Origin of the sequence: Pyxidicoccus trucidator, from assembly GCF_010894435.1 — a bacterium.
Lineage (GTDB): Bacteria > Myxococcota > Myxococcia > Myxococcales > Myxococcaceae > Myxococcus > Myxococcus trucidator.
In genome coordinates, this window is the sequence record NZ_JAAIXZ010000008.1 from 274,968 (window position 1) to 296,122 (window position 21,155).

At 69.2% G+C, this 21,155-nt stretch carries 23 protein-coding genes; 17 read left to right on the forward strand and 6 right to left on the reverse strand.

What is annotated here, in order from left to right; translation table 11 throughout:
• Positions 1 to 26: 26 nt before the first annotated feature.
• The 11 genes from sitI6 (G4D85_RS23460) (at position 27) to G4D85_RS23510 (ending at position 8,688) form a co-directional block, all read left to right on the forward strand.
• A complete protein-coding gene (sitI6, locus tag G4D85_RS23460) occupies positions 27 to 749 on the forward strand; it encodes a SitI6 family double-CXXCG motif immunity protein (protein ID WP_164015694.1) in 723 nt (240 codons plus the stop codon).
• Positions 750 to 907: 158 nt separating this feature from the next.
• A complete protein-coding gene (gene sitA6 / locus G4D85_RS23465) occupies positions 908 to 1,618 on the forward strand; it encodes a SitA6 family polymorphic toxin lipoprotein (RefSeq protein WP_164015697.1) in 711 nt (236 codons plus the stop codon).
• Between the two features lie 18 nt (positions 1,619 to 1,636).
• On the forward strand, positions 1,637 to 2,371 hold the full coding sequence (sitI6, locus tag G4D85_RS23470) for a SitI6 family double-CXXCG motif immunity protein (protein WP_240359452.1): 735 nt from the start codon (positions 1,637 to 1,639) through the stop codon (positions 2,369 to 2,371).
• Positions 2,372 to 2,547: 176 nt separating this feature from the next.
• The gene (gene sitA6 / locus G4D85_RS23475) at positions 2,548 to 3,240 is read left to right on the forward strand and encodes a SitA6 family polymorphic toxin lipoprotein (RefSeq protein ID WP_164015702.1); all 693 of its coding nucleotides are present in this window, start codon (positions 2,548 to 2,550) and stop codon (positions 3,238 to 3,240) included.
• 30 nt (positions 3,241 to 3,270) lie between these two features.
• On the forward strand, positions 3,271 to 3,993 hold the full coding sequence (gene sitI6 / locus G4D85_RS23480; protein WP_164015705.1) for a SitI6 family double-CXXCG motif immunity protein: 723 nt from the start codon (positions 3,271 to 3,273) through the stop codon (positions 3,991 to 3,993).
• A gap of 137 nt (positions 3,994 to 4,130) precedes the next feature.
• Positions 4,131 to 4,784 (forward strand): methylthioribulose 1-phosphate dehydratase, encoded by a 654-nt coding sequence (locus G4D85_RS23485; protein WP_164015708.1) that lies wholly within the window; start codon positions 4,131 to 4,133, stop codon positions 4,782 to 4,784.
• Positions 4,781 to 5,326: a 1,2-dihydroxy-3-keto-5-methylthiopentene dioxygenase gene (locus G4D85_RS23490; protein ID WP_164015710.1), complete on the forward strand. Its 546-nt coding sequence runs from the start codon at positions 4,781 to 4,783 to the stop codon at positions 5,324 to 5,326. Before G4D85_RS23485 ends, G4D85_RS23490 begins: the two co-directional genes overlap by 4 nt.
• Positions 5,323 to 6,024, forward strand: a complete 702-nt coding sequence (mtnC, locus tag G4D85_RS23495; protein WP_164015713.1) for an acireductone synthase — start codon at positions 5,323 to 5,325, stop codon at positions 6,022 to 6,024. The genes G4D85_RS23490 and mtnC overlap by 4 nt, the downstream gene beginning before the upstream one ends.
• 14 nt (positions 6,025 to 6,038) lie before the next feature.
• The gene (locus G4D85_RS23500) at positions 6,039 to 6,923 is read left to right on the forward strand and encodes an S-methyl-5'-thioadenosine phosphorylase (RefSeq protein WP_164015716.1); all 885 of its coding nucleotides are present in this window, start codon (positions 6,039 to 6,041) and stop codon (positions 6,921 to 6,923) included.
• On the forward strand, positions 6,920 to 8,026 hold the full coding sequence (mtnA, locus tag G4D85_RS23505) for an S-methyl-5-thioribose-1-phosphate isomerase (protein WP_164015718.1): 1,107 nt from the start codon (positions 6,920 to 6,922) through the stop codon (positions 8,024 to 8,026). The genes G4D85_RS23500 and mtnA overlap by 4 nt, the downstream gene beginning before the upstream one ends.
• A gap of 20 nt (positions 8,027 to 8,046) precedes the next feature.
• Positions 8,047 to 8,688: a class II aldolase/adducin family protein gene (locus tag G4D85_RS23510; protein WP_164016096.1), complete on the forward strand. Its 642-nt coding sequence runs from the start codon at positions 8,047 to 8,049 to the stop codon at positions 8,686 to 8,688.
• A gap of 3 nt (positions 8,689 to 8,691) precedes the next feature.
• Here the strand turns inward: G4D85_RS23510 and G4D85_RS23515 are convergent, their stop codons facing one another.
• Both G4D85_RS23515 and G4D85_RS23520 read right to left on the reverse strand, forming a co-directional pair.
• The gene (locus G4D85_RS23515) at positions 8,692 to 9,900 is read right to left on the reverse strand and encodes a metallophosphoesterase (protein WP_164015720.1); all 1,209 of its coding nucleotides are present in this window, start codon (positions 9,898 to 9,900) and stop codon (positions 8,692 to 8,694) included.
• A gap of 205 nt (positions 9,901 to 10,105) precedes the next feature.
• The gene (locus G4D85_RS23520) at positions 10,106 to 10,639 is read right to left on the reverse strand and encodes an FHA domain-containing protein (protein WP_164015723.1); all 534 of its coding nucleotides are present in this window, start codon (positions 10,637 to 10,639) and stop codon (positions 10,106 to 10,108) included.
• A 69-nt stretch (positions 10,640 to 10,708) separates the two neighbouring features.
• Between G4D85_RS23520 and G4D85_RS23525 the strand changes: the two genes are divergently transcribed.
• From G4D85_RS23525 to G4D85_RS23535, 3 genes are all read left to right on the forward strand, one after another.
• A complete protein-coding gene (locus G4D85_RS23525; protein ID WP_164015725.1) occupies positions 10,709 to 11,683 on the forward strand; it encodes an alpha/beta hydrolase in 975 nt (324 codons plus the stop codon).
• 52 nt (positions 11,684 to 11,735) lie between these two features.
• Entirely contained in the window at positions 11,736 to 12,614 is an 879-nt protein-coding gene (locus G4D85_RS23530; protein ID WP_164015728.1) for a bestrophin family protein, read from the forward strand.
• Positions 12,615 to 12,707: 93 nt separating this feature from the next.
• On the forward strand, positions 12,708 to 13,271 hold the full coding sequence (locus G4D85_RS23535) for a GNAT family N-acetyltransferase (RefSeq protein ID WP_164015730.1): 564 nt from the start codon (positions 12,708 to 12,710) through the stop codon (positions 13,269 to 13,271).
• Between the two features lie 30 nt (positions 13,272 to 13,301).
• On the opposite strand, the gene G4D85_RS23540 is transcribed toward G4D85_RS23535, so the two are convergent.
• A complete protein-coding gene (locus tag G4D85_RS23540) occupies positions 13,302 to 13,916 on the reverse strand; it encodes a glutathione S-transferase family protein (protein ID WP_164015732.1) in 615 nt (204 codons plus the stop codon).
• 103 nt (positions 13,917 to 14,019) lie between these two features.
• On the opposite strand from G4D85_RS23540, the gene G4D85_RS23545 reads away from it, so the two are divergent.
• On the forward strand, positions 14,020 to 14,934 hold the full coding sequence (locus G4D85_RS23545) for a LysR family transcriptional regulator (RefSeq protein WP_164015735.1): 915 nt from the start codon (positions 14,020 to 14,022) through the stop codon (positions 14,932 to 14,934).
• An 87-nt stretch (positions 14,935 to 15,021) separates the two neighbouring features.
• Here G4D85_RS23545 and G4D85_RS23550 read toward each other — a convergent pair whose 3' ends face one another.
• Entirely contained in the window at positions 15,022 to 16,470 is a 1,449-nt protein-coding gene (locus tag G4D85_RS23550; protein ID WP_164015737.1) for a TIGR02996 domain-containing protein, read from the reverse strand.
• 365 nt (positions 16,471 to 16,835) lie between these two features.
• Here G4D85_RS23550 and G4D85_RS23555 point away from each other — a divergent pair, with 365 nt between their 5' ends.
• Positions 16,836 to 17,186 carry a hypothetical protein gene (locus tag G4D85_RS23555; RefSeq protein ID WP_164015740.1) on the forward strand — a complete coding sequence of 117 codons (351 nt, stop codon included), beginning with the start codon at positions 16,836 to 16,838 and terminating at the stop codon, positions 17,184 to 17,186.
• An 82-nt stretch (positions 17,187 to 17,268) separates the two neighbouring features.
• Here the strand turns inward: G4D85_RS23555 and G4D85_RS23560 are convergent, their stop codons facing one another.
• Together G4D85_RS23560 and G4D85_RS23565 are read right to left on the reverse strand one after the other, a co-directional pair.
• Positions 17,269 to 18,912: a long-chain-fatty-acid--CoA ligase gene (locus tag G4D85_RS23560; RefSeq protein ID WP_164016098.1), complete on the reverse strand. Its 1,644-nt coding sequence runs from the start codon at positions 18,910 to 18,912 to the stop codon at positions 17,269 to 17,271.
• Between the two features lie 92 nt (positions 18,913 to 19,004).
• Positions 19,005 to 20,042 (reverse strand): 6-phosphofructokinase, encoded by a 1,038-nt coding sequence (locus G4D85_RS23565; RefSeq protein ID WP_164015743.1) that lies wholly within the window; start codon positions 20,040 to 20,042, stop codon positions 19,005 to 19,007.
• Between the two features lie 367 nt (positions 20,043 to 20,409).
• On the opposite strand from G4D85_RS23565, the gene nagB reads away from it, so the two are divergent.
• On the forward strand, positions 20,410 to 21,141 hold the full coding sequence (nagB, locus tag G4D85_RS23570) for a glucosamine-6-phosphate deaminase (protein ID WP_164015746.1): 732 nt from the start codon (positions 20,410 to 20,412) through the stop codon (positions 21,139 to 21,141).
• Positions 21,142 to 21,155 lie beyond the last annotated feature (14 nt).

The following is a 21,155-nucleotide window of genomic DNA, read 5'->3' on the forward strand; positions in this document are numbered from 1 at the left end:
GGAACCGTGGCACATAGGAAGCGCTCGTGAAATTCTACATCGTCGAAGAGGACGCATCGCCACCCTATACGGGGGACATCAATGGTTCGCACATGCAGCGGCTCCCCGGTAAGGAACTCTGCCCGACGTGTGGCGCCGGCGGTGGCATCGGCGGGTTGAATTATCCGTGCGTGGAGCTGTCCTCCCTGCCCGCACCGGAGCTCAAGAAACTGTCCAACTCGTGGCCCGTTCCCCGGCCTGAGTTCGAGAGGCTGCGTGAGCTGGTGCGGCCCTTTGCTCCTTCATGGGCCCGCCTGGAATCCGGAGTGGGATTGGGTCCCTTGACCGGGAAGGGCTCGGGTCACTTCGGCCAGCTCTTCGCGTACCTGCGCTCGGACCTCCTGGTTCAAGTCCAAGCCCTGGCACAGCTCCGGGATGCCGGGGTGCGCGGTCTGGAGCAGTCGTGCTCCATCCTCGTCCGCTTTCGCGGGAAGAACCCTCCTGAGTTCCATGAGGTGCAACTGGAGCTTCGTGGCCTGCCCCACCCGGACAGCGTGTCGCCCAAGAGCAAGCCTCCGTGCCCCACGTGTGGTTCCGCGGACATCCGGTATCTGTCCCCACTCATCCTCGACGCCGCGTCCATACCGCCGGACCTGGACGTGTTCCGGCTCCACCAGCACCTGGACATCATCGCTTCCGAGCGCTTCAAGGAGACGGTGACGCGGCTGGAGCTGGGAGGCGTGAAGTTCCGTGAGGTGGAGGCCCGCTGACGGCGTCTTCAGGCCAACGGTGCCCTCGTCGTGAGGCTGGACGTTCATGCCCCGCCGCCCGGCAGCCCGGCGGAGTCGCACCTGATGCCGTGGCAGGTGCGGGAGTGGGCGTCCATGGAATGAGAGCCCCTCCTGCTTCTGGTAGGTTCCGCGGCTCCATGGTGCGAGCCCTGCTGATGCCCTCCTTGTTGCTGGCGCTTGCCATGGTGCTGCTGGCCGCGTGTGGCTCCAGTTCTCCCTCGCTGCGTGCGTGGGAGGAAGCGGATGGCCCGGCTTCGTGCGAGCAGGAGGATGCGGCCCAGTGCGTCGCGGTTGCTTGCGAGGACGAGGCCTGCGGAATCTTCGACTGCGAGGACGTGGCCTCGGAGGCCGTGGCGCGTGCGCCGCTGTCACCGGGAGTCGAGCTGGCACAGGCGTACCGGACGCCCTGGCGCCCACCGGCCTTCCGCAACTGGCGGAGCATGGGCATCCGGCCAGGGGCGCAGCCCCGGATGACGTTCCACTTCCGCTACCGCCAGGGCTTCCTGCCCGCGCTCCGGCAGGAGCCGGGCAAGCGGGTCAAGCACCACCTGTTCCCGCAGCAGGAGTACCTTGCGCGGTGGTTCAAGGACCGTGGTGTGGACATCCACAAGTTCACGATGCTCATCCCGGAGCACATCCATCGGGAGATTCACAGCGGCACCGGGCGCGGCGGAAGCTGGAATCAGGCGTGGCGGGAGTATCATGCCGCCAACCAGAGACGCGCGGTGAGCCCCGAAGAGCTCCACCGCAAGGCGGTGGAATTGATCTTCCGTTTCGAGCTGACGGGCCCGGTCATGCCGTACAACTTCCCCGCCGGTTCTCTCGGCCCTCAAATCCACGCTCCGTGATGGCGGAGCCGCAAATTCATGGGACATCCTTTGAGATTCCATGCAATCGAGGAGGACACGTCGCCGCCCTATACGGGCGACATCAATGGCACCCACAAGTGGGGGCTACCAGGAGTGGAGCCCTGCCCGACGTGTCGCGCGGGTGGAGGCATTGGCGGTCTGCACTACCCATGTGCGGACCTGTCCGCTCTGCCGGCAAACGAGCTCAAGACGCTGTCCGATTCCTGGCCCCTCCCCAGAGCCGAGGTGAAACGGCTGGTCGAGCTGGTGCGACCTTTCGTGCCACCAGGAGCCCGGTTGGAATCGGGAGTGCACCTGGGGCCTCTGGCGGGCAAGGGGAGTGGGCACTTTGGTGAGCTCTTCGTGTTCTACTCAAGCGCATTGCTGGTACGCCGCGAGGCGCTGATTCAGCTCCAGGAAGCAGGTCTTCGCGGGCTGGAGCATGTCTGCCCCACGCTTGTCCGCTTTCGCGGAAGGAATCCTCCCGAGCTGCTGGACGTGCAATTGGCCGCTGCGGGTCGTCCGCACCGGGATTGTGTGTCGCCGAAGAGCAAGCCTCCCTGTCCCACGTGTGGCTACGCGGACATCCGGTATCTCTCGCCGCTCATTCTGGATGCCATGTCTCTTCCTGGTGACCTGGACGTGTTTCAACTCCGCGAGGAACTCTCCATCGTTGTTTCCGAGCGCTTCGTGGATGCCGTGAAGCGACTGGAGCTGGGAGGCGTGAAGTTCCGTGAGCTGGAGGCTCGCTGACGGCGTCTTCAGGCCAACGGTGCCACCGTCGTGAGGCTGGACGTTCATGCTCCGCCGCCCGGCAGCTCGGCGGAGTCGCACCTGATGCCGTGGCAGGTGCGGGAGTGGGCGTCCATGGAATGAGAGCCCCTCCTGCTTCTGGTAGGGTCCGTGGCCCCACGGTGCGAGCCCTGCTGATGCCCTCCTTGTTGCTGGCGCTTGCCACGGTGCTGCTGGCCGCGTGCGGCTCCAGTTCTCCCTCGCTGCGTGCGTGGGACGAAGCGGATGGCCCGGCTTCCTGCGAGCAGGAGGATTCGGACCAGTGCGTCGCGATTGCCTGCGAGGACGAGACCTGCGGAATCTTCGACTGTGAGGACGTGGCCTCGGAGGCCGTGGCGAGCGCGCCGCTGTCACCGCGAGTCGAGCTGGCGCAGGCGTACCGGACGCCCTGGCGCCCGCCGGCCTTCCGCAACTGGCGGAGCACGGGCATCCGGCCGGGTGCGCAGCCCCGGATGACGTTCCACTTCCGCTACCGCCAGGGCTTCCTGCCCGCGCTCCGGCAGGAGCCGGGCAAGCGGGTCAAGCATCACCTGTTCCCCCAGGAGCCACAGCTCGCTGACTGGTTCAGGCAGCTCGGTGTGGACATCCACAAGTTCACGATGCTCATCCCAGAACACATCCACCGTGAAATCCACAGTGGCACCGGGCGGGGAGGGAACTGGAATCAAGCGTGGCGGGAGTACCATGCCGCCAACCAGAGGCGCCGGGTGCCTCCCGACGAGCTTCATCGCAAGGCGGTCGAGCTGATCTTCCGCTTCGAGTTGACGGGGCCGGTCATTCCATACAGCTTCCCCGCCGCGTCCTTCGGTCCTCAAATCCATGCTCCGTGACGGCGGAGCCGCAACTCATGGGAAATCCTTGTGAGGTTCTACGCAATCGAAGCGGACACCGCGCCGCCCTATTCCGGTGACATCAACGGCAAATACAAATGGGGATTGCCCGGAGTGGAGCTATGCCCGACGTGCCGTACCGGCGGTGGCATCGGAGCGCTGAACCATCCCTGCGCGGACCTGACCTCGCTGCCCGCAGCCGAGCTCAAGAAGCTGTCCGATCCATGGCCTGTTCCTCGGGAGGAACTCAGTCGGTTGACCGAGTTGGTGCGTGCCTTTGTGCCACCAGGGGCCCGCCTGGAGGCGGGAGCGCATCTGGGTCCCTTGACAGGGAAGGGCTCGGGCCATTTCGGTCCTCTCTTCGTGTTCTACTCCAGCGCGCTGCTGATCCGCAGCGAGGCGCGGGTTCAATTACAGGACGCGGGCCTGCGCGGGCTGGAGCGCGCCTGCCCGACACTCGTGCGCTTTCGCGGCAAGAGTCCTCCCGAACTGCTGGATGTGCAGCTGGAGTTCCAGGGGCTGCCCCACTCGGACTGTGTGTCCCCGAAGAGCAAGCCCCCATGTCCCACGTGTGGCTATGCGGACATCCGGTACCTCTCACCGCTCGTCCTGGATGCTGCGTCCCTGCCAGCGGACCTGGACGTCTTCCGACTCCGCGAGGAGTTCTCCATCATCGTGTCCGAGCGCTTCAAGGAGACGGTGACGCGGTTGGAGCTGGGAGGCGTGAAGTTCCGTGAAGTGGAGGCCCGCTGACGGCGTCTTCAGGCCAGGGGGCGCGCCCGGGCACGACGCCCCGCCCGCTTGCGTCGGGAGGGCCCGGCCCCTACGCTTCGGCTCCTCGGAAAACCTCCCCGCTCCCGTCTTCCGGGGAGCCCTCCAAGAGAGTACGGATGAGCGCTCCGGCAGCCGCCCCCACCCTTACCGCCACCGCCACCGCCACCGCCCTGGCCGAGGCCGCCCGCGAAATCGTCGAGGTGGGCCGCTTCCTCAGCGTGCGCAACTTCGTCCCCGCCACCAGCGGCAACTTCTCGCGCCGGCTCGACGCACGCCATGCCGCCGTCACCCGCTCGGGCGTGGACAAGGGTGAGCTCACCGAGGCCGACGTCCTCGCTCTGGACGTCCACGCCCCGCCGCCGCCCGGCGCCTCGGCGGAGACGCCGCTGCACCTGCACCTGTACCGCGAGCGCCCCCAGGTCGCCGCCGTGCTGCACACGCACTCCGTCGTCTCCGCGCTCCTGTCCCACCTGCGCCAGGCGGAAGGGGAGTTGCTGCTGCGGGACTTCGAATTGCTCAAGGCCCTGGGCGACAACCGCACCCATGAGACGACGGTCTCCATTCCCATCTTCCCCAATGACCAGGACGTCCCCCGGCTCGCCGCGCGCGTGTCGGAGGCGCTGGCCCTGCGCCCCGAGTGCGTGGGCTACCTCATCGCCGGACACGGCCTGTACGCCTGGGGCCGCTCCATGGCCGAGGCCCGGCGCCACACGGTGGCCCTGGAACACCTGCTGACGTACGAGCTCGAAATGATGAAGGTGCGACGATGAGCCAACTGACCCTCTACCCCGCCACCCGGCCGGACGCGCCGCTGGACACGTTCACCGACTTCGACGCCATCCGCCGCGAGCTGGCCGCCATCGGCGTGCGCTTCGAGCGCGTGGACGCCTCCATTCCCCTGCCGGACGGCGCCGGCCAGGACGACGTGCTCGCCGCCTACCAGCACGTGGTGGACGCGGAGAAGGCGAAGCACGGCTACAACACCGTGGACGTCGCGCGAATCAAGCCGGACGCCCCCAATGCCGCCCAGGCCCGCCTCAAGTTCCTCTCCGAGCACACCCACTCCGAGGACGAGTCTCGCGTCATGGTGGAGGGCAGCGGCTGCTTCTACCTGCGCGCCGGGGACAAGGTGTACCAGGTGGTCTGCACCCGCGGAGACCTCATCAGCGTGCCCGAGGGCATGCGCCACTGGTTCGACATGGGCCCCCGCCCCGAGTTCGCCGCCATCCGCTTCTTCATCCGTCCGGACGGCTGGGTGGGCAGCTTCACCGGAGACGCCATCGCCGACCGCTTCCCCCGTTACGAGCCATGAGCGGCGTGCGCGCGGTCGTCACTGACATTGAAGGAACCACCAGCTCCATCGCCTTCGTGAAGGACGTGCTGTTCCCCTTCGCGAAGCGCAACCTGGACGGCTTCGTCGCCGACCACCGGGACTCGCCCCCGGTGCGTGAGTGCCTGGACGGCGCCCGCGCGCTCGCGGGCTCCCCGGGCCTGTCCGACGCGGACACCGTGGCGCTCCTGCGCCAGTGGATGGATGAGGACAGGAAGGCCACGCCCCTCAAGGTGCTGCAGGGGCTCATCTGGGAGCAGGGCTACGCGCGCGGCGAGCTGCGGGGGCACGTCTACCCCGACGCCGTGGACGGCCTGCGCGCCTGGCATTCGCGGGGCTTTCGTCTGTACATCTACTCCTCGGGCTCAATCGCCGCGCAGAAGCTCGTCTTCGGCCACACGGCCTGGGGGGATTTGACGCCCCTCTTCTCCGGCTACTTCGACACCACCACCGGCCCCAAGGTGGAAAGCCCCTCCTACGCGCGAATCGCCCGGGAGCTGGCTCTGCCACCCGCGCAGGTGCTCTTCCTGTCGGACAGCGTGGCGGAATTGGATGCCGCCCGCTCGGCCGGCCTGCACACGGCCTGTCTGGACAGGGGCGAGACTGTCATCCCCGCCGGGCATGGCCACCCCACGTTTCACGGTTTCGCCACGCTGGACCCGTCCGCCTTCAACCCCTGAGCCGGGAGTCCCCCATGTCAAACACCCCTACGCCCGTCATCGGCATCCTCGGCGGCAGCGGCCTGTACCAGATTGAAGGTCTGAAGGACGTCACCTGGAAGAAGGTGGCCTCGCCCTTCGGAGAGCCCTCGGACGAGCTGTGCTTCGGCACGCTGGAGGGGCACCGCGTCGTCTTCCTGCCCCGTCATGGCCGGGGCCACCGCGTGGCGCCGTCGGACATCAACTACCGGGCGAACATCGACGCGCTCAAGCGCAGCGGCGTGACAGATTTGTTGTCGCTGTCCGCCGTGGGCAGCCTGCGCGAGGACCTGCCTCCCGGCACCTTCGTGGTGACGGACCAGTTCATCGACCGGACCTTCGCCCGCGAGAAGAGCTTCTTCGGCACCGGCATGGTGGCCCACGTGTCCATGGCGAAGCCGGTGTGCTCGCGCCTGGGCGACGCGCTGGTGGCCGCCTGCGAGGGCCTGGGCGTCACGATGAAGCGCGGTGGCACGTACCTCGTCATGGAGGGGCCGCAGTTCTCCACGCTCGCGGAGAGCCGGATGTACCGGAGCTGGGGCTGCGACGTCATCGGCATGACGAACATGCCCGAGGCCAAGCTCGCCCGTGAGGCGGAGATTTGTTACGCGACGGTGGCCATGGTGACGGACTTCGACTGCTGGCACCCGGACCATGACGCCGTCACCGTGGACCAGGTTGTCTCCGTGCTGCTGGGCAACGCCGGCAAGGCGCGCGGGCTGGTGAAGAACGTGGTGCCGCTGCTCGGCGCTCATGCCGGCCCCTGCGAGAAGGGCTGCCAGCGCGCGCTGGACCACGCGCTGATTACGGCGCCCGAGGTGCGCGACGCCGCGCTGCTGGAGAAGCTGTCCGCCGTGGCCGGACGGGTGCTGGGCAAATGAAGGTCCACGGCCAGCCGATGCGCTCCATCTGGCTCGAGCCCGACGGCCAGGCCGCCGGTGTCATCGACCAGACCCGCCTGCCGCACGCCTTCGTCACGGTGCGCCTCTCCACCCTGGACGAGGCCGCCCACGCCATCCGCGCCATGCTCGTGCGAGGTGCCCCGCTCATCGGCGCCACCGCGGCCTACGGTGTCTGGCTGGCCATGCGCGCGGACGCGTCCGACGCGGCCCTGGAGAAGGCCCTCACCGTGCTGCGCGGCACGCGTCCCACCGCCGTCAACCTGCACTGGGCGCTGGATGAGATGGGCCGCGTCCTGGCCCCGCTGCCGCCCTCCGAGCGGGGGGCCGCCGCGCTCCGCCGTGCGCAGGAGCTCAGCGACGAGGACGTGGACATCAACCGCGCCATCGGCGGGCACGGGCTGAAGCTCTTCCAGGCGGCATGGGAGAAGAAGGGGCGCCAGGGCCGGCTCAACGTCCTCACCCACTGCAACGCGGGCTGGCTGGCCACGGTGGACTGGGGCACGGCGCTGTCGCCCGTCTACCTCGCGCACGACGCGGGCATCCCCGTCCACGTCTGGGTGGACGAGACGCGCCCGCGCAACCAGGGCGCCCTGCTCACGGCGTGGGAGCTGGGACAGCACGGCGTCCCGCACACCGTCATCGCCGACAACGTGGGGGGCCACCTCATGCAGCACGGCGAGGTGGACCTGTGCATCACCGGCACGGACCGCACCACCGCGCACGGCGACGTGGCGAACAAGATTGGCACCTACCTCAAGGCGCTGGCCGCGAAGGACAACGGCGTGCCCTTCTACGTGGCGCTGCCGTCGCCCACCATCGACTGGACGCTGAAGGACGGCGTGCGGGACATCCCCATTGAACAGCGCGACGGCGCCGAGCTGAGCGACGTCACCGGGCGCCTGCGCTCGGGTGAAGTGGCCACGGTGCGGATTACGCCCGAGGGCAGTCCCGCGGCCAACTACGCCTTCGACGTGACGCCAGCGCGGCTGGTGACGGCGCTCGTCACCGAGCGCGGTGTGTGCCCGGCCTCGCAGGAGGGCCTGCTGTCCCTCTTCCCCGAGCGGCGGGGTAGGACGGCGTGAGCGTGGCCCTCCGAGAGGCGATGATTGCCACTGCCCGGAAGATGAACGCCGCGGGGCTCAACCAGGGCACGTCCGGCAACCTGAGCGTGCGCGTGGAGGGCGGCTTCCTGCTGACGCCCACCGGCATGGACTACGACGCGCTGGTGCCGGACGACCTCGTCCTCATGCGCTTCGACGGGAGCCACGAGGGGCGGCGGCGGCCGTCCTCGGAGTGGCAGCTCCACCGCGACATCCTGGCCGCGCGGCCGGAGGCGGGGGCGGTGCTGCACGCGCACTCCATGTTCTGCACCACGCTGGCGTGCCTGCGCCGCGGCATCCCCGCCTTCCACTACATGATTTCGGCGGCGGGAGGCTCGGACGTGCGCTGCGCGCCCTACGCCACCTTCGGCACGGAGGAGCTGGCGCGGGGCGCGCTGGCCGCGCTGGAGGGCCGCAAGGCGTGCCTGCTGGCCAACCACGGCATGCTCTCGCTGGGGGCGGACCTGGCCGGCGCCTTCAAGCTGGCGGTGGAGGTGGAGACGCTCGCCGCCATGTACTGGCGGGCGCTCCAGGTGGGCGAGCCCGTCGTCCTCGACGGCGCGGAGATGGCGCGCGTCATCGACAAGTTCAAGACGTACGGGCAGCAGCCCGGCCCCGGCCCCAACTCCGGTGGTGCCTGGTAGCCGCTACGTCGCGCGCAGGGTGAGCACCGTCACCTCGGTGGGCACGCCCAGGCGGAAGGGCAGCCAGTGTCCGGTGCCGCCGGACACGTAGAGCTGGTGGTCGCCCTGGCGGTAGCGGCCCAGCATGTACTTGAAGGCGAACCAGAAGGCCGGCATGCCGAGGAAGGCCACCTGACCGCCGTGCGTGTGCCCGGCGAGCGTCAGCCGCGCGCCGCGCTCGGCCGCGAGCGGGAAGAAGTCCGGGTGGTGCGACAGGCACAGCAGCACGTCGTCCGGCGAGGCGTCCTTGAAGGACTGCTCCGCGGACTGGAGCATGCGCTCGGCCTTCACGCGGTGGCTCCGGCCGGACATGGGGTAGTCCACGCCCACCACGCGCACGCGCTGCCCGGCGTGCTCGAAGGCGTGGGACGCGTCCACCAGCAGGCGCACCGGGCCGCCGCGCGCCTCCACGTCGGCGTAGGCGCGGCGGATGGCGCCCAGCCCGCGCCAGTGCTCGTGGTTGCCGAGCACGGCGAGCATGCCGTGGCGCGCCTTGCACTCGGACAGCGCGGCCATGGTGCCGTCGAGCTGGTCCAGGTCGTCGATGAGGTCGCCCGTCATCACCTGGAGGTCCACCTTCGCGTCGTTCATCGCCTTCACGGCGTCGTGCAGGTACTGGGTGTCGATGAACGTGCCCACGTGGACGTCGGTAATCTGGCCGATGCGGAAGCCGTCCAGCGCCGCGGGCAGGCCGGGCAGCCGCACCTCCACCGGGCGCACGGTGAACTGGGAGGCGCCGCTGGCGAACCCCACCGAGCTCGTCCCCGCCGCCAGCACCGGCACCGCGCGGCCCACGTTCGTCAGCAGCTTCCGCCGGCCCAGGTCCACGCCACTGTTCGCGGAGGGGCTCGTCGCCAGCGTCGTGGAGGCGGCCGGCGTCCTGGCGGCACGGCGCTCCACCCAGGCACGCACGAGCGCCACCGGTGCGCCGAAGAGCACCACCATGACGACGGTGAGGGACCAGGCCGCGGCGATGATTCGGACGGCCGCATTGCCCGTAGGCAGCCCGGACTGGTGGACGACCACCAGCGGGAGGCCCCAGATGGCGAGCGACAGGAGCGCCGCGGCGATGAACGCCTTCTGCCGCCACCCGCGAAGCAGGCCGGGCCAGAGTGAACGCAGCAGGGCCCACGCGCCCACGTTGAACAGAAGGAGAAGCAGCAGCCTGGCCATCTACGGTGCTCCCTGGCGTGTGAAGGGAGCAGTCATAGCGGGGGACGGCCGGCCGCGCCGCATGAAGGCACCGGGTGGGAGCGCTGGAGCCATGAACGGTCGAAGGGGGGCGGTGGCCAGTCGGGAAGCCGGGCCCTCGCCCGGCCCCACGCCCTGCGGACCCTTCCTCATACTCCCGGCGCGGGAAGGGCATTCCCGGCCGCCGTCACATGCGGCTGGGGCTGGCCATGCGCAGGTGTGCGTGCAGCGTCTCCGTGCGCAGGTAGAGGAACTGGGCGTCGCCGAAGGACAGGGCGTCGCCGTCGTTGAGCATCCGCTCCTGCTCCGGGCCCAGCGCCTGGGCGTTGACCCAGGTGCCATTCATGGAGCCCGCGTCCCGCACGGAGCAGTCATGGGCCTCGGCGTGCCAGCGCAGCGTCGCGTGGTGCTTGGACACGGACGGGTCCGGCACCACCAGCGAGCACCCCTCGACGCGCCCGACGGTGAACTGCTGCCCGTCCACGTCGGGGCGGAGGAAGTGCACCTCCAGGGCATCGAAGCCGCGCAGCATGACGAACAGCCGGTCCACCAACCGGCTGCGGTGGGCCATGCCCACGGTGCGGGCCTCGCCCAGCCGCATCGCCACCTGCTGGAAGACGGGCTCGGGTGGCTGCTGGACGAGGACCACGGGACCGGAGGCCTCCAGGAAGGCCTCCAGGGTTGCCAGGGCGAACGGGCGAAGTTGCTTCACGGACGGCATGGTGCGGTGACGTTAACCCGGGACGTGGGTCCTTGCCGCCCCTGGTGTCGGAGCCGTAAGGAAGTCGTCATGTCCCGCCCCGATGAGCCCCTCCCGACGTATGCCACCCATGAGTCGGGCTGGCGCCGCATCCAGGAACTGCTGCCACCGGGCCTCAGGCTCGGCGGGGCGGAGGCGCCGATGCCGGAGGAGGAGTGGCTCGACCTGGGGCCCTTCCGCGTCCACCTGGACTGCTGGCGCCGGCCGGACGCGCCCGCCACCGTCGTGCTCGTCCATGGAGGCGGGGGCAATGGGCGGCTGCTCGCGCCCTTCGGAGCGATGCTCGCCGCGCTCGGGTACGAAGTCCTGGCCCCGGACCTGCCCGGCTACGGGTTGACGCGTGTGAAGGACAAGCGCTCGCTCGTCTATGACGACTGGCGGGACACCCTGGCCTCGCTGCTGGAGGTGGAGGCGGGCCGCTCACGGCGCCCGCTCGTGGTGTTCGGCGCGAGCATGGGAGGCATGCTCGCTTATGACGTGACGGCGCGGACGCGCATCCCCGCCGGGCTGGTGGCGACCTGCTTCCTGGCCCCGAGAGAGCCAGAGGTGCGCCGCCGCATGGTGCGCTGGCCCTGGATGGCGGGCCTCGCGGGGCCGATGCTGACGGCGCTGCCCATGCTCACGGACTCGCTGCCGGTGCCCATGCGGTTGGCGGGCAACATGCTCGCCATTGCCAACTCCGCGGCGCTCGCGCGCGCCATTGCCGCGGACCCGCGCGCGGGAGGGACGTGGATGCCGGGGCGCTTCCTGCGCACGTTCCTCGAGTCCGAGCCCCTCGTTCCGCCCGAGGCCTTCGACGCGTGCCCCGTCCTGCTGACCCACCCGGCCGAAGACCGGTGGACGCACGTCTCGGTGTCACGGCCCTTCTTCGAGCGCCTGCGGGTGCCGAAGCGGCTGGTGCTGCTGGAGAACGCCGGCCACTTCCCGGTGGAGGAGCCCGGGGTGGGACAGCTCCGTCAGGCGCTGTTGGACTTCCTGTCCGAGCGCGGCCTCGCCGCACGCTAGCGCGGGGCCACCCGAGGTGCGCGCGGCCCTGGTATGACGCACCTCCACGGCCATGATTGATTACAACCCGAAGGACTGGTTCACCTTCATCTTCCGGTTCCACAAGGCGGACACCGTCCGGAAGCTGTTTCCGATGATTGTCGCCATCTGCGTGTACTCGGGGCTGGTGGCCTGGCTGGAGTCCGAAGTCTGGGAGCTGGCAGACGACAGCCGCGTCAAGAACATCTCCGTGCTGCACAGCCTGCTGGGGTTCGTCATCTCCCTGCTCCTGGCCTTCCGCTCGAACAGCGCCTACGACCGCTGGTGGGAGGGGCGGAAGCTCTGGGGCTCCCTGGTGAACAACAGCCGGAACCTCGCGCTGAAGCTGAGCGCCCTCCTTCCCGAGGAGGACGGCGAGAGCCGCCGGCTGTTCCGGGCGATGATTCCCAACTACGCCTTCGCCCTGAAGAACCACCTCCGGGGACAGTTCCGACCGGAGGACTTCGTCGCGGCGGGGGACCTGGGGGCGCAGCACCTGGATGCGGCCAGGCACGTGCCCAACCAGATAGCCTCCGTCCTGCTGCGCAAGGTGTACGCGCTGCAGAGACAGGGCGTGCTCACGGGAGAGCAGTTGCTGTCCGTGAACCCGGAGCTCCAGTCGTTCACCGACATCTGCGGGGCCTGTGAGCGCATCCTCAACACGCCGATTCCGTTCTCGTACTCGGTGTTCCTGAAGAAGTTCATCTTCTTCTATGTGATGACGCTGCCCTTCGCCCTGGCCTTCAGCCTGGGCTACTTCGTCATCCCGGCGATGGCCTTCGTCTTCTACGTCCTCGCGTCGATGGAGCTCATCGCGGAGGAAATCGAGAACCCCTTCGGCACCGACGCCAACGACCTGCCCACCGAGCGCATCAGCGAGAACATCCGCCGGCACGTCGAGGAGATTCTCTGAGGGGTTGCTCCGCGCGAGGACGCACCCGTGGAAGTCTCGGTGTCAGGGGGCCGGTGGCTGAGGCGTGGAAGTGGGTTTGCGTGGAGGACGACCATGGCGCTACCGGTGTTCGGCAGGGTGGAGACCCCGAGGCTCGTGTTGAGGCGACTGCGCGCGGAGGACCTGGACGCGCTGGTGGCCTACCGCGGTGACCCCGAGGTGGCGCGGTATCAGAGCTGGAGCGACTACGACGCGCAGCGCGGACGCCAGCTCATCGAGATGATGCAGGGCCGCCAGCCCGGCGAGGTGGGCTGGTTCCAGTTCGCCATCGCGCTGAAGGACACGGACGCGCTGGTGGGGGACTGCGCGCTGCGGGTGGACGAGTACGACACGCGCCTGGGCGAGATTGGCTTCACGCTGTCCCGGAAGTACCAGGGACAGGGCCTGGGCACGGAGGCCGTGCGGGCGTTGCTGGGCTATGCGTTTGGCACGCTGCGCATGCACCGGGTCATCGGCGTGACGGACGCGAAGAACACCGCCGCCGCCAGGGTGCTGGAGCACGTGGGCATGCGGCGCGAGGGGCACTTCATCGAGAACGTCTTCTTCAAGGGCGCGTGGGGCGATGAGTTCCAGTACGCGCTGCTCGGCCGGGAGTGGGCGCGAGCCGCTCAGCGGTGACTCAGGTCGGGGGCCTGCCGCCCCCGGGCCTCACCCCGAGACGGCCTTCCGCACAGCCGGACGTTGAGTGTGGCGCTTGACGTACTCCACCAGCCTGGGCTGCCCGTCGAGCAGCCTGAGCGTGTTTGCCAGGTGGAGGATGGACGCCATCACCACATCGGCGGCGGTGAACGCCCCTCCAACGAGGAACTCTCGACCGCTGAGGCCCTCGTTGATGACGTCGAGCACGGCCCCGAGGCGGGTCCTGTGCTTCGCGAGCGCTTCCTCCGAGTGCGCGTCGGCCTTCTTCTCCTCGGACAACTGCGCGTGCCGGTAGAACTCCATCACCACGGGTTCGAGGCTCATCTCGGCGAAGGTCATCCATTGGTAATACGGGCCGCGCTCCGCGGAGCCTGGCAGCGGCGCCAGGTGCTTTTCCGGGAACCGGTCGGCCAGATGGAGGCAGATGGCCAGGGACTCGAGCAGCGTGACGTCCCCATCCACCAGGGCGGGGACTTCGCCCAGCGGATGCACCGCCAGGTAGGCAGGGGTGCTGTTCTCCTGCCGAGCAAGGTCGAGCTTGACCAGCTCGTAGGGCACTCCGAGCTCCTCCAGCAGCCATCGGGCACGGGTCGCTCGGGTTCGAGGGGCAAAGTAGAGCTTCATGTGTGCGCTCCTGAGGGTGGCGGGAGGCGGCACCATGCGGCGGCCAGGGGGCCCGGACAATCCGGCTCCAGGCGAACTCATTGTCAGGCTATGCTTGACGGTCATGATTTCCCCCGCCGACATGATGCTCTTCGCCGCCGTCGTTCGTGAGGAGAGCTTCACCCGGGCAGCGCGCCAGCTCGGCATCACCAAGCAGACCATCAGCGAGCGCATCAGCAAGCTGGAGGAGCGGCTCGGGGTGCGGCTCCTGGAGCGAACGACGCGGCGCCTGCGGGTCACCGGGCCCGGGGCGACGTACTACGAGCGCTGCGCCGCCATCGCCGCGCAGATCGACGAGGCGAACAGTGAAGTGCAGCAGCGGCAGGCGGAGCCAGTCGGCCTGCTGCGGGTCTCCTCGCCGGTGCTCTACGGGCGGCGCTACCTGACACCCGTGATTTCGGAGTACCTCGCCCGCCATCCCCGGGCGCGGGTGGAGCTGGTGCTGGCAGACCGCCATGTCCACCTCCTCGAAGAGGGGCTGGATGTCGCGATTCACATCGGCCCGCTCGATGACTCATCGCTCGTGGCGCGAAAGCTCGGCGAGGGTCCGGTCCATTTCGTGGCGAGCCCCCGCTTCCTGTCGAAGTACGGCACGCCGAGCGCCAGGGAGCTCCGCTCCGCGCGCTGCATTGGCTTCAGTGCGTTCGAGCTGTGGAAGGCGGAGGGGGTGACGTCTCGAATCGAGCCGGTCCTGACCGTGAATGACCTCGAGCTCGCATGCGAGGCGGCAATCGCCGGGGTCGGCATTGCACGCGTCCCGGCCATCCTCTGCCGGGACGCAGTCCGTGATGGCCGACTGAAGGTCCTCTTCGGGCCCCGGCCCGCGATGCTGCGGGCCATCCACGTCGTCTACCCGAGCCGGCTGAATCTTCCGGCAAAGGTCCGGCTCTTCGTGGATGCACTGGCAACGCTGTCCGAGCCGATGTTGCCGCTGCACAGCGGCTCGCGGCGAAAGCGGCGGAGCGAGTCCACGACGTAGCTGGGTGCAACACCTGCTTCAAGGGCGCCTGGGGCGATGGGTTCCAGTACGCGCTGCTCGGACGGGAATGGGCTCGGGATGGCGGCGTCAGCCAGGGGGCATGTTCCACTCGACGCGCTCGTAGGCGAGCGTGGCCCCCCTCATCTGGCGCACGAGGTCCTCGTCGAGGCGGTACCGCGAGTGGATGCGGAGCGCCCGGGTGCCGAAGCACGTCATCTGGCTCAAGACCCGCATGAGGCGCACCGCACCCGTATCGTTCACCACGGTGGCCTCGACAGGCACTTCCGCCGAGGGCACCGCCGTGAGCGACCAGCTATCCGGGCTCAAGACATCGAAACGCTCCAGGCGCGGGGCCAGCGGAGAGTCTGCGCACAGCAGCACTTCATCCCCCCGCTGGCTGCACACGAGCTCGAGGTGGACCAGGTGCGGCAACGAAGCCAGTGAGCGGAACAGCCCCTCCGGCTCGCGATGGGGGCCGACGCACAGCTCGAGCCTGCGCACCGGCAGCGGATATTGGCCCAGTCTGCTGGCCATGTCGGGAGGCACCTGCCACAGCACCGTGACGCCGCTCAGGTGTGGGTGCGCGAGCCAGTCCGCGGCCTCGTCGGCCCCCGTCCAGCACCAATCCATCTCCCGCATGGTGCGCCAGAAGGGCCCGGGTGGCGGCAGGCGCTGCCAGGGCTGCACCATCATCCGGACGGCATGCGGGAAGCCGCGCTCGAACCAGGTATCCCCCGGCACGACGCCGGGGCCCAGCATGCCCTCCCACGTGGCCCGGTGCTCCTTGAGCACCTCTTCGATACGCGTTTCGTCAGGCCGAGGAGCGCACTGCAGGGAGATGAGCTCTCCCTGCGGGTCCCCCAGCTCGAGCAGGTGGTCCGCCAGCACCAGCCGTGCACCGTCATCGTCCGGGGAGTCGAGGACGCGGGCCAGGAGTGCCTCCCGAAGCCCTCTGCTCCAGGCCAGGATTTCCGCACGCCTCGCGATGGCCTCCTCCAACTCCCCACACAGGGCGGAGGCCTCCGCCTCCAGCGTCGGTACAGGCTGCTCGGCGAGGAACTCGATGACGGTTTCGAGCTTGAACTCAAGCGGGCTTCCACGAGGCAAGCTCGCGTGCACCGCACGCAGTGGGTCGAGGGTGCGCGGGTCCTTCACATGGCCCAGGACATTGAGGAGCCGGCGGCCGACCCCCGGCACCTGGGCGATGGGCAGTGCCGCGAGCTGCAGCAGCGCGGGGATGAGCCGGGGGTCGGCGGGCCCGCCCAGGAGCGCGTCGAGCGCGCGGGCCACGCTCCGTGCGTCCTCGGGGCCCGCATTCTTCGCGAGCGCTTCGAATTTTCGCGACTGGCCGAGCCGGCCCACGTGCGGGGCGTCTCCGGCGTCGGCCAGCTCGGATAGCTGCTCGGCGAGTAGGGCGATACGCTCGGCGTGCGTCTTCTCCCAGGCCTCCAGTAGCCGCTGGAGCACCTCCGCGTACGCATGGCGCTCGAAGGCCTCCCTCGCGCGCTCAAGCAGCCCGGCCACGGTGTCGCTCACGCCCGGCAGTCTACCCTGAGAGCCACTCCACCTTCTCGTAGGCGAACGCCCTCCGCGTCTGACGCCGCTCCGGTTGCAGTCAGAGTTCCTGGCCGCCTCGTTGAAGCCTGCTCGGCCGGGAGTGGGCGAAACGCTGAGCATTCAACGATTCACCTTCCGGGAGCATCCGTGGGCCATGGAAGGTTTCAGCGTCGGCGGTGACATGCCGATGTGGCCGTATCGATACTGAGATGCTGTAACAACTGACCACACAACCGTATAGCCACAATCCACGAAGTGGCTCTCCACGATAGCGAAGGCCCCGCGAATGGTTGCACATAGGCTGCGGAGTCCGGCCGGTGGGCTCCATCACCCTGGAGAACAACATGAAGACGCTATCGTTGGTTGTGGCGGCGGGGCTGGCGCTGGGGCTGCTCGCGGGTTGCGGTCCGGAGGACGCCCAGCCCGTCGAGGCGGAGGCAACGCAGGGGCCTCGTTACGTCGCCACCCGTGCGGACGGGAGCCTCGTGACGATTCGGGATGCCACGGGAGAGAACCTGGTGAGCGCCCAGGCCATCGACGGTGAGCGGACCGTCAACGCCGACGGCTGCTGGGTGACGCTCCAGTGGTGCTCGGAGCCGGGCACCGGGGATGCCGTCTGCACCCAGAATGGCCAGTGCACGCTCCAGCAGTTCGTCAGCGCCTGCCTGTCGCTGATTGACGACATCTGCGGGTAGCCGTCACCGCCGCCACTGAGCGGGAGGCTCACGCAGTGGAGCCCGGCCCCGGGAGTTTCGAGGGCCGGGCTCGGAGACGGCGCTACCCCGCCGAGCTCGCCACGGGGTTCTTCACCAGGTGCTCGCCGTGCTCCTCGCGGAGCTTCGTCTTGAGGAACTTGCCCGTGGACGTGCGCGGAATCTGCTGCAGGAACAGGTAGTCATCCGGCATCCAGAACTTCGTGAATTGCTTCGCCAGGTGGGCCGCCAGCTCCTCCTTCGTGGCCGTCTGCCCCGGCTTCAGCACCACCGCCGCCAGCGGGCGCTCGTCCCACTTCGGGTGCCTGCCGGCGAACACCGCCGCCTCCAGCACCGCCGGGTGCGCCATCAGCGCGTTCTCCAGCGCCACCGACGAAATCCACTCGCCGCCCGACTTGATGACGTCCTTGCTCCGGTCGCAGATGCGCACGTAGCCGTCCTTGTCGAGCGTCACCACGTCGCCCGTCTTGAACCAGCCGTCCGCCGTGAAGCGGTCCGGGCCCTCGCCGCCGAAGTACGAGGCCGCCACCCACGGCCCCCGCACCTCCAGCTCGCCCATCGTCTCCCCGTCCCACGGGAGCTGCTTCCCCTCGTCGCTCGTCACCCGCGTCTCCACGAAGGGCAGCGCGAAGCCCTGCGACGCCCGCGCTCCGAGCTGCGCGTCCGGGCTCGCGCTCCTCAGCTCGCCCTTCAGCTTCGCCATCGTCCCCACGGGGCTCATCTCCGTCATGCCCCAGGCGTGCACCACCTCCAGCCCGTGCCGCTGCTTGAAGCCGTCAATCAGCGACGGCGGCGCCGCCGAGCCTCCAATCAACATGGAGCGGATGGAACTCAAGTCCCACTGCTTCGGCGCCGCGTCCAGCATCGCCAGGATGCCCAGCCAGATGGTGGGCACGCCGCCCGCCACCGTCACCTTCGTCTCCGCCATCAGCTCCACCAGCGACTGCGGGTCCAGGTGCGGCCCCGGAAACACCAGCTTCGCCCCCGTGAGGATGGCGTCGAAGGGCAGGCCCCACGCCGCCGCGTGGAACATGGGCACCACCGGCAGCACCGTGTCCGCCTCGCGCATGCCCGTCGCATCCGGCAGACAACACACCAGCGTGTGCGTGACGATGGAGCGGTGGCTGTACAGCACGCCCTTCGGGTTGCCCGTCGTCCCCGACGTGTAGCAGAGCATCGCCGCCGTGTTCTCATCCAGCTTCGGAAAGTCGAACGCGTCCGACTCCGCCGCCAGCAGCTTCTCGTAGTCCAGCTTCCCCTCCGGCGCCGGCCCGGCGTCCGGCACCACGATGACGTGGCGGATTCCGGGCACCGCGTCCGCGAACTTCTCGAACAGCGGCAGCAGCGAGCGGTCCACCACCAGCACCGTGTCCTCCGCGTGCCGGGCGATGTAGCCCAAATCGTTCGGGTGCAGGCGCAGGTTCAGCGTGTGCACCACCGCGCCCATGGCGGGCACGCCGAAGTACAGCTCCAGGTGCCGGTAGTGGTTCCAGCTCAGCGTGGCCACCCTGTCGTCAGCCTTCACCCCCAGCCGCGTCAGCGCGTTCGCCAGCCGGCACGTGCGCTTGTAGAAGTCCGCGTACGTGTAGCGGTGCAGCGACTTGTCGGGGTTGCGGCTGACAATCTCCGAGCGCGGGTAGTACGTGCGCGCGCGCTCGAGCAGGTGGGTCAGCGTGAGCGGGAAGTCCATCATCCGTCCGGCGAGCATCGGCACCATCCCTGTGTCGTGAGGGGAAGGGCACCGATGCTACCGGAACGACGGGCCCCTGTTTCAGGGGCGCCGCCTCATACCGCGCGGCGTCAGCCGAAGAACACCTGCGCCACCTCGAAGAACTCCTTGGGCACCTTCTTCAGCTCGCGGGTGGCGTCCGCCAGGTCCACGGAGATGATGTCGTTGCCCTTGAGCGCGGCCATCTTCCCGAACTCGCCCCGGGCCACCATGTCGCAGGCGTGGACGCCGTAGCGCGTGGCCAGCACCCGGTCATGCGGCGTGGGCGCGCCGCCGCGCTGGATGTGGCCCAGCACCGACACGCGCGTCTCGAAGCCGGTGCGCCGCTCGATTTCCTGCGCGACGATGTTGCCCACGCCGCCCAGGCGCGGCCGGCCCGCCTCGTCCAGCGCCCCGGTGGTGACCAGGTGCTCGCTCTGGTCCGGGGACGTCTTGATGCGCGTGCCCTCCGCCACCACGACGATGGAGAAGGTGCGCCCACCCGCGTGGCGGCGCTGGATGTGCTCGGCCACGTTCGGCAGGTCCGCCGGAATCTCCGGCACCAGGATGACGTCCGCGCCGCCGGCGATGCCCGCGTAGGTGGCAATCCAGCCCACGTGCCGCCCCATCACCTCGCAGACGATGACGCGCTTGTGGGACTCGGCGGTGGAGTGCAGCCGGTCGATGGCCTCCGTCGCGATTTCCACCGCCGTGTCGAACCCGAAGGTGAAGTCCGTGGCGTTGATGTCGTTGTCGATGGTCTTCGGCACGCCGACGATGCGCAGCCCCTCCTGGGACATGCGCGTGGCGGCGGACAGCGTGCCCTCGCCGCCGATGGCGATGATGGCGTGGATGCCGTTGCGCTCCACGGCGCGCTTCACGCGCTCCAGCCCGTTCTCCACCTTGAAGGGGTTGACGCGCGAGGTACCAAGGATGGTGCCTCCGCGGTGGAGGATGCCCGAGGTTGTTTCACGCGTGAGGCGGAAGTGGTTGTCCTCCAGCAACCCCTTCCAGCCATCCCGGAGGCCCATCATCTCGAAGCCGTGCTCGGCGGCACGGCGGACGACGGCGCGGATGACGGCGTTGAGACCGGGGCAGTCACCCCCACCAGTGAGTACGGCGACTTTCATATGGGAATGTTCTATCGCGCCTCGGGCCGGACGGAACCCCTCATGTGAGCCCGGGCGCTCACCGGGGGACCTTTCGTCCCTCCCAGAACACGGCCGGACAGCCCGCCTGGAGAGGGTGGCCTCGTCTCGAAGCGGCCGATGAACCGCCCGCCCACTTCGCCCGGGCCAGCAGGGAGGCCGACAGCCCCCTGGCCCGGGCCGGACGGGGACACCGCCCGGGGAATGGGCTCGAAGCGGGTCAACCCTCCGCTCCTGGACGTGGGAGCGCTTCCGCCGCCTTGAAGTGAACGGCGCGGCCACTCCGGGCTCGCGTGCCCGCCGGGCCTCCCTATGCTCGCGCGCCCTCTCTTCGCATGGGCCCTCTTCCTTGAAACTCCGCGTCTTCGACTCCGAGCAGGATGCCGCCTCCGCCTGCGCGGCCCACCTCGCCGAGGCCGTGAGGGCGCGGCCCTCAGCCGTGCTGGGACTGCCCACGGGCCGCACGCCGCTCAACGTCTACCGGGAGCTGGTGGCCCTGGCCTCGCGCGGCGCGCTGGACCTGTCGCGCGCCAGCACCTTCAACCTGGACGAGTTCTTCGGAATCCCACCCGACGACGCGGGCAGCTTCCGCTCGTACATGGAGCGGCACTTCTTCCAGCACGTCAACCTGCCGCGCGAGCACATCCACTTCCTCGACGGCAGCGCGCAGGACGCGGACGCTGAGTGCGCCCGCTACGACGCGGAGCTGGCCGCCGCGGGAGGGCTGGACCTCGTACTGCTGGGCATCGGCGGCAATGGACACATCGCCTTCAACGAGCCCGGAGACAGCCTGCTGGCGCCCTGCCACCGCGTGCGGCTGGGACGCGAGACGCGACAGGCCAATGCCGCCCTCTTCGGAGATGACGCGACACGGGTGCCCCTGGAGGCCCTCACCCTGGGCATGGCCGCCATCCTCCAGGCGCGGCGCGTGGTGCTGCTCGCGTTCGGTGAAGGTAAGGCGGGGGCGGTGTCCGCCATGGTGCGCGGGCCCGTGACACCGCGCTGCCCCGCGTCCTTCCTGCAGCTCCACCGTGACGTGGAAGTCTGGTTGGACCCGATGGCCAGTCAACAAACGCAATGATTGGTTGACATTAG

Bases quoted from the DNA above. Each gene is read 5' to 3' on its own strand.
- G4D85_RS23535 (WP_164015730.1), top strand. From the start codon at position 12,708: ATGGCGCTACCGGTGTTCGGCAGGGTGGAGACCCCGAGGCTCGTGTTG.
- G4D85_RS23490 (WP_164015710.1), top strand. From the start codon at position 4,781: ATGAGCCAACTGACCCTCTACCCCGCCACCCGGCCGGACGCGCCGCTG.
- G4D85_RS23555 (WP_164015740.1), top strand. From the start codon at position 16,836: ATGAAGACGCTATCGTTGGTTGTGGCGGCGGGGCTGGCGCTGGGGCTG.
- G4D85_RS23565 (WP_164015743.1), bottom strand. From the start codon at position 20,042: ATGAAAGTCGCCGTACTCACTGGTGGGGGTGACTGCCCCGGTCTCAAC.
- G4D85_RS23560 (WP_164016098.1), bottom strand. From the start codon at position 18,912: ATGCTCGCCGGACGGATGATGGACTTCCCGCTCACGCTGACCCACCTG.
- mtnA (WP_164015718.1), top strand. From the start codon at position 6,920: ATGAAGGTCCACGGCCAGCCGATGCGCTCCATCTGGCTCGAGCCCGAC.
- G4D85_RS23500 (WP_164015716.1), top strand. From the start codon at position 6,039: ATGTCAAACACCCCTACGCCCGTCATCGGCATCCTCGGCGGCAGCGGC.
- G4D85_RS23485 (WP_164015708.1), top strand. From the start codon at position 4,131: ATGAGCGCTCCGGCAGCCGCCCCCACCCTTACCGCCACCGCCACCGCC.
- G4D85_RS23510 (WP_164016096.1), top strand. From the start codon at position 8,047: ATGATTGCCACTGCCCGGAAGATGAACGCCGCGGGGCTCAACCAGGGC.
- G4D85_RS23540 (WP_164015732.1), bottom strand. From the start codon at position 13,916: ATGAAGCTCTACTTTGCCCCTCGAACCCGAGCGACCCGTGCCCGATGG.
- G4D85_RS23520 (WP_164015723.1), bottom strand. From the start codon at position 10,639: ATGCCGTCCGTGAAGCAACTTCGCCCGTTCGCCCTGGCAACCCTGGAG.
- sitA6 (WP_164015702.1), top strand. From the start codon at position 2,548: ATGCCCTCCTTGTTGCTGGCGCTTGCCACGGTGCTGCTGGCCGCGTGC.
- mtnC (WP_164015713.1), top strand. From the start codon at position 5,323: ATGAGCGGCGTGCGCGCGGTCGTCACTGACATTGAAGGAACCACCAGC.
- sitI6 (WP_240359452.1), top strand. From the start codon at position 1,637: ATGGGACATCCTTTGAGATTCCATGCAATCGAGGAGGACACGTCGCCG.
- G4D85_RS23525 (WP_164015725.1), top strand. From the start codon at position 10,709: ATGTCCCGCCCCGATGAGCCCCTCCCGACGTATGCCACCCATGAGTCG.
- sitA6 (WP_164015697.1), top strand. From the start codon at position 908: ATGGTGCGAGCCCTGCTGATGCCCTCCTTGTTGCTGGCGCTTGCCATG.
- G4D85_RS23530 (WP_164015728.1), top strand. From the start codon at position 11,736: ATGATTGATTACAACCCGAAGGACTGGTTCACCTTCATCTTCCGGTTC.
- G4D85_RS23515 (WP_164015720.1), bottom strand. From the start codon at position 9,900: ATGGCCAGGCTGCTGCTTCTCCTTCTGTTCAACGTGGGCGCGTGGGCC.
- G4D85_RS23545 (WP_164015735.1), top strand. From the start codon at position 14,020: ATGATTTCCCCCGCCGACATGATGCTCTTCGCCGCCGTCGTTCGTGAG.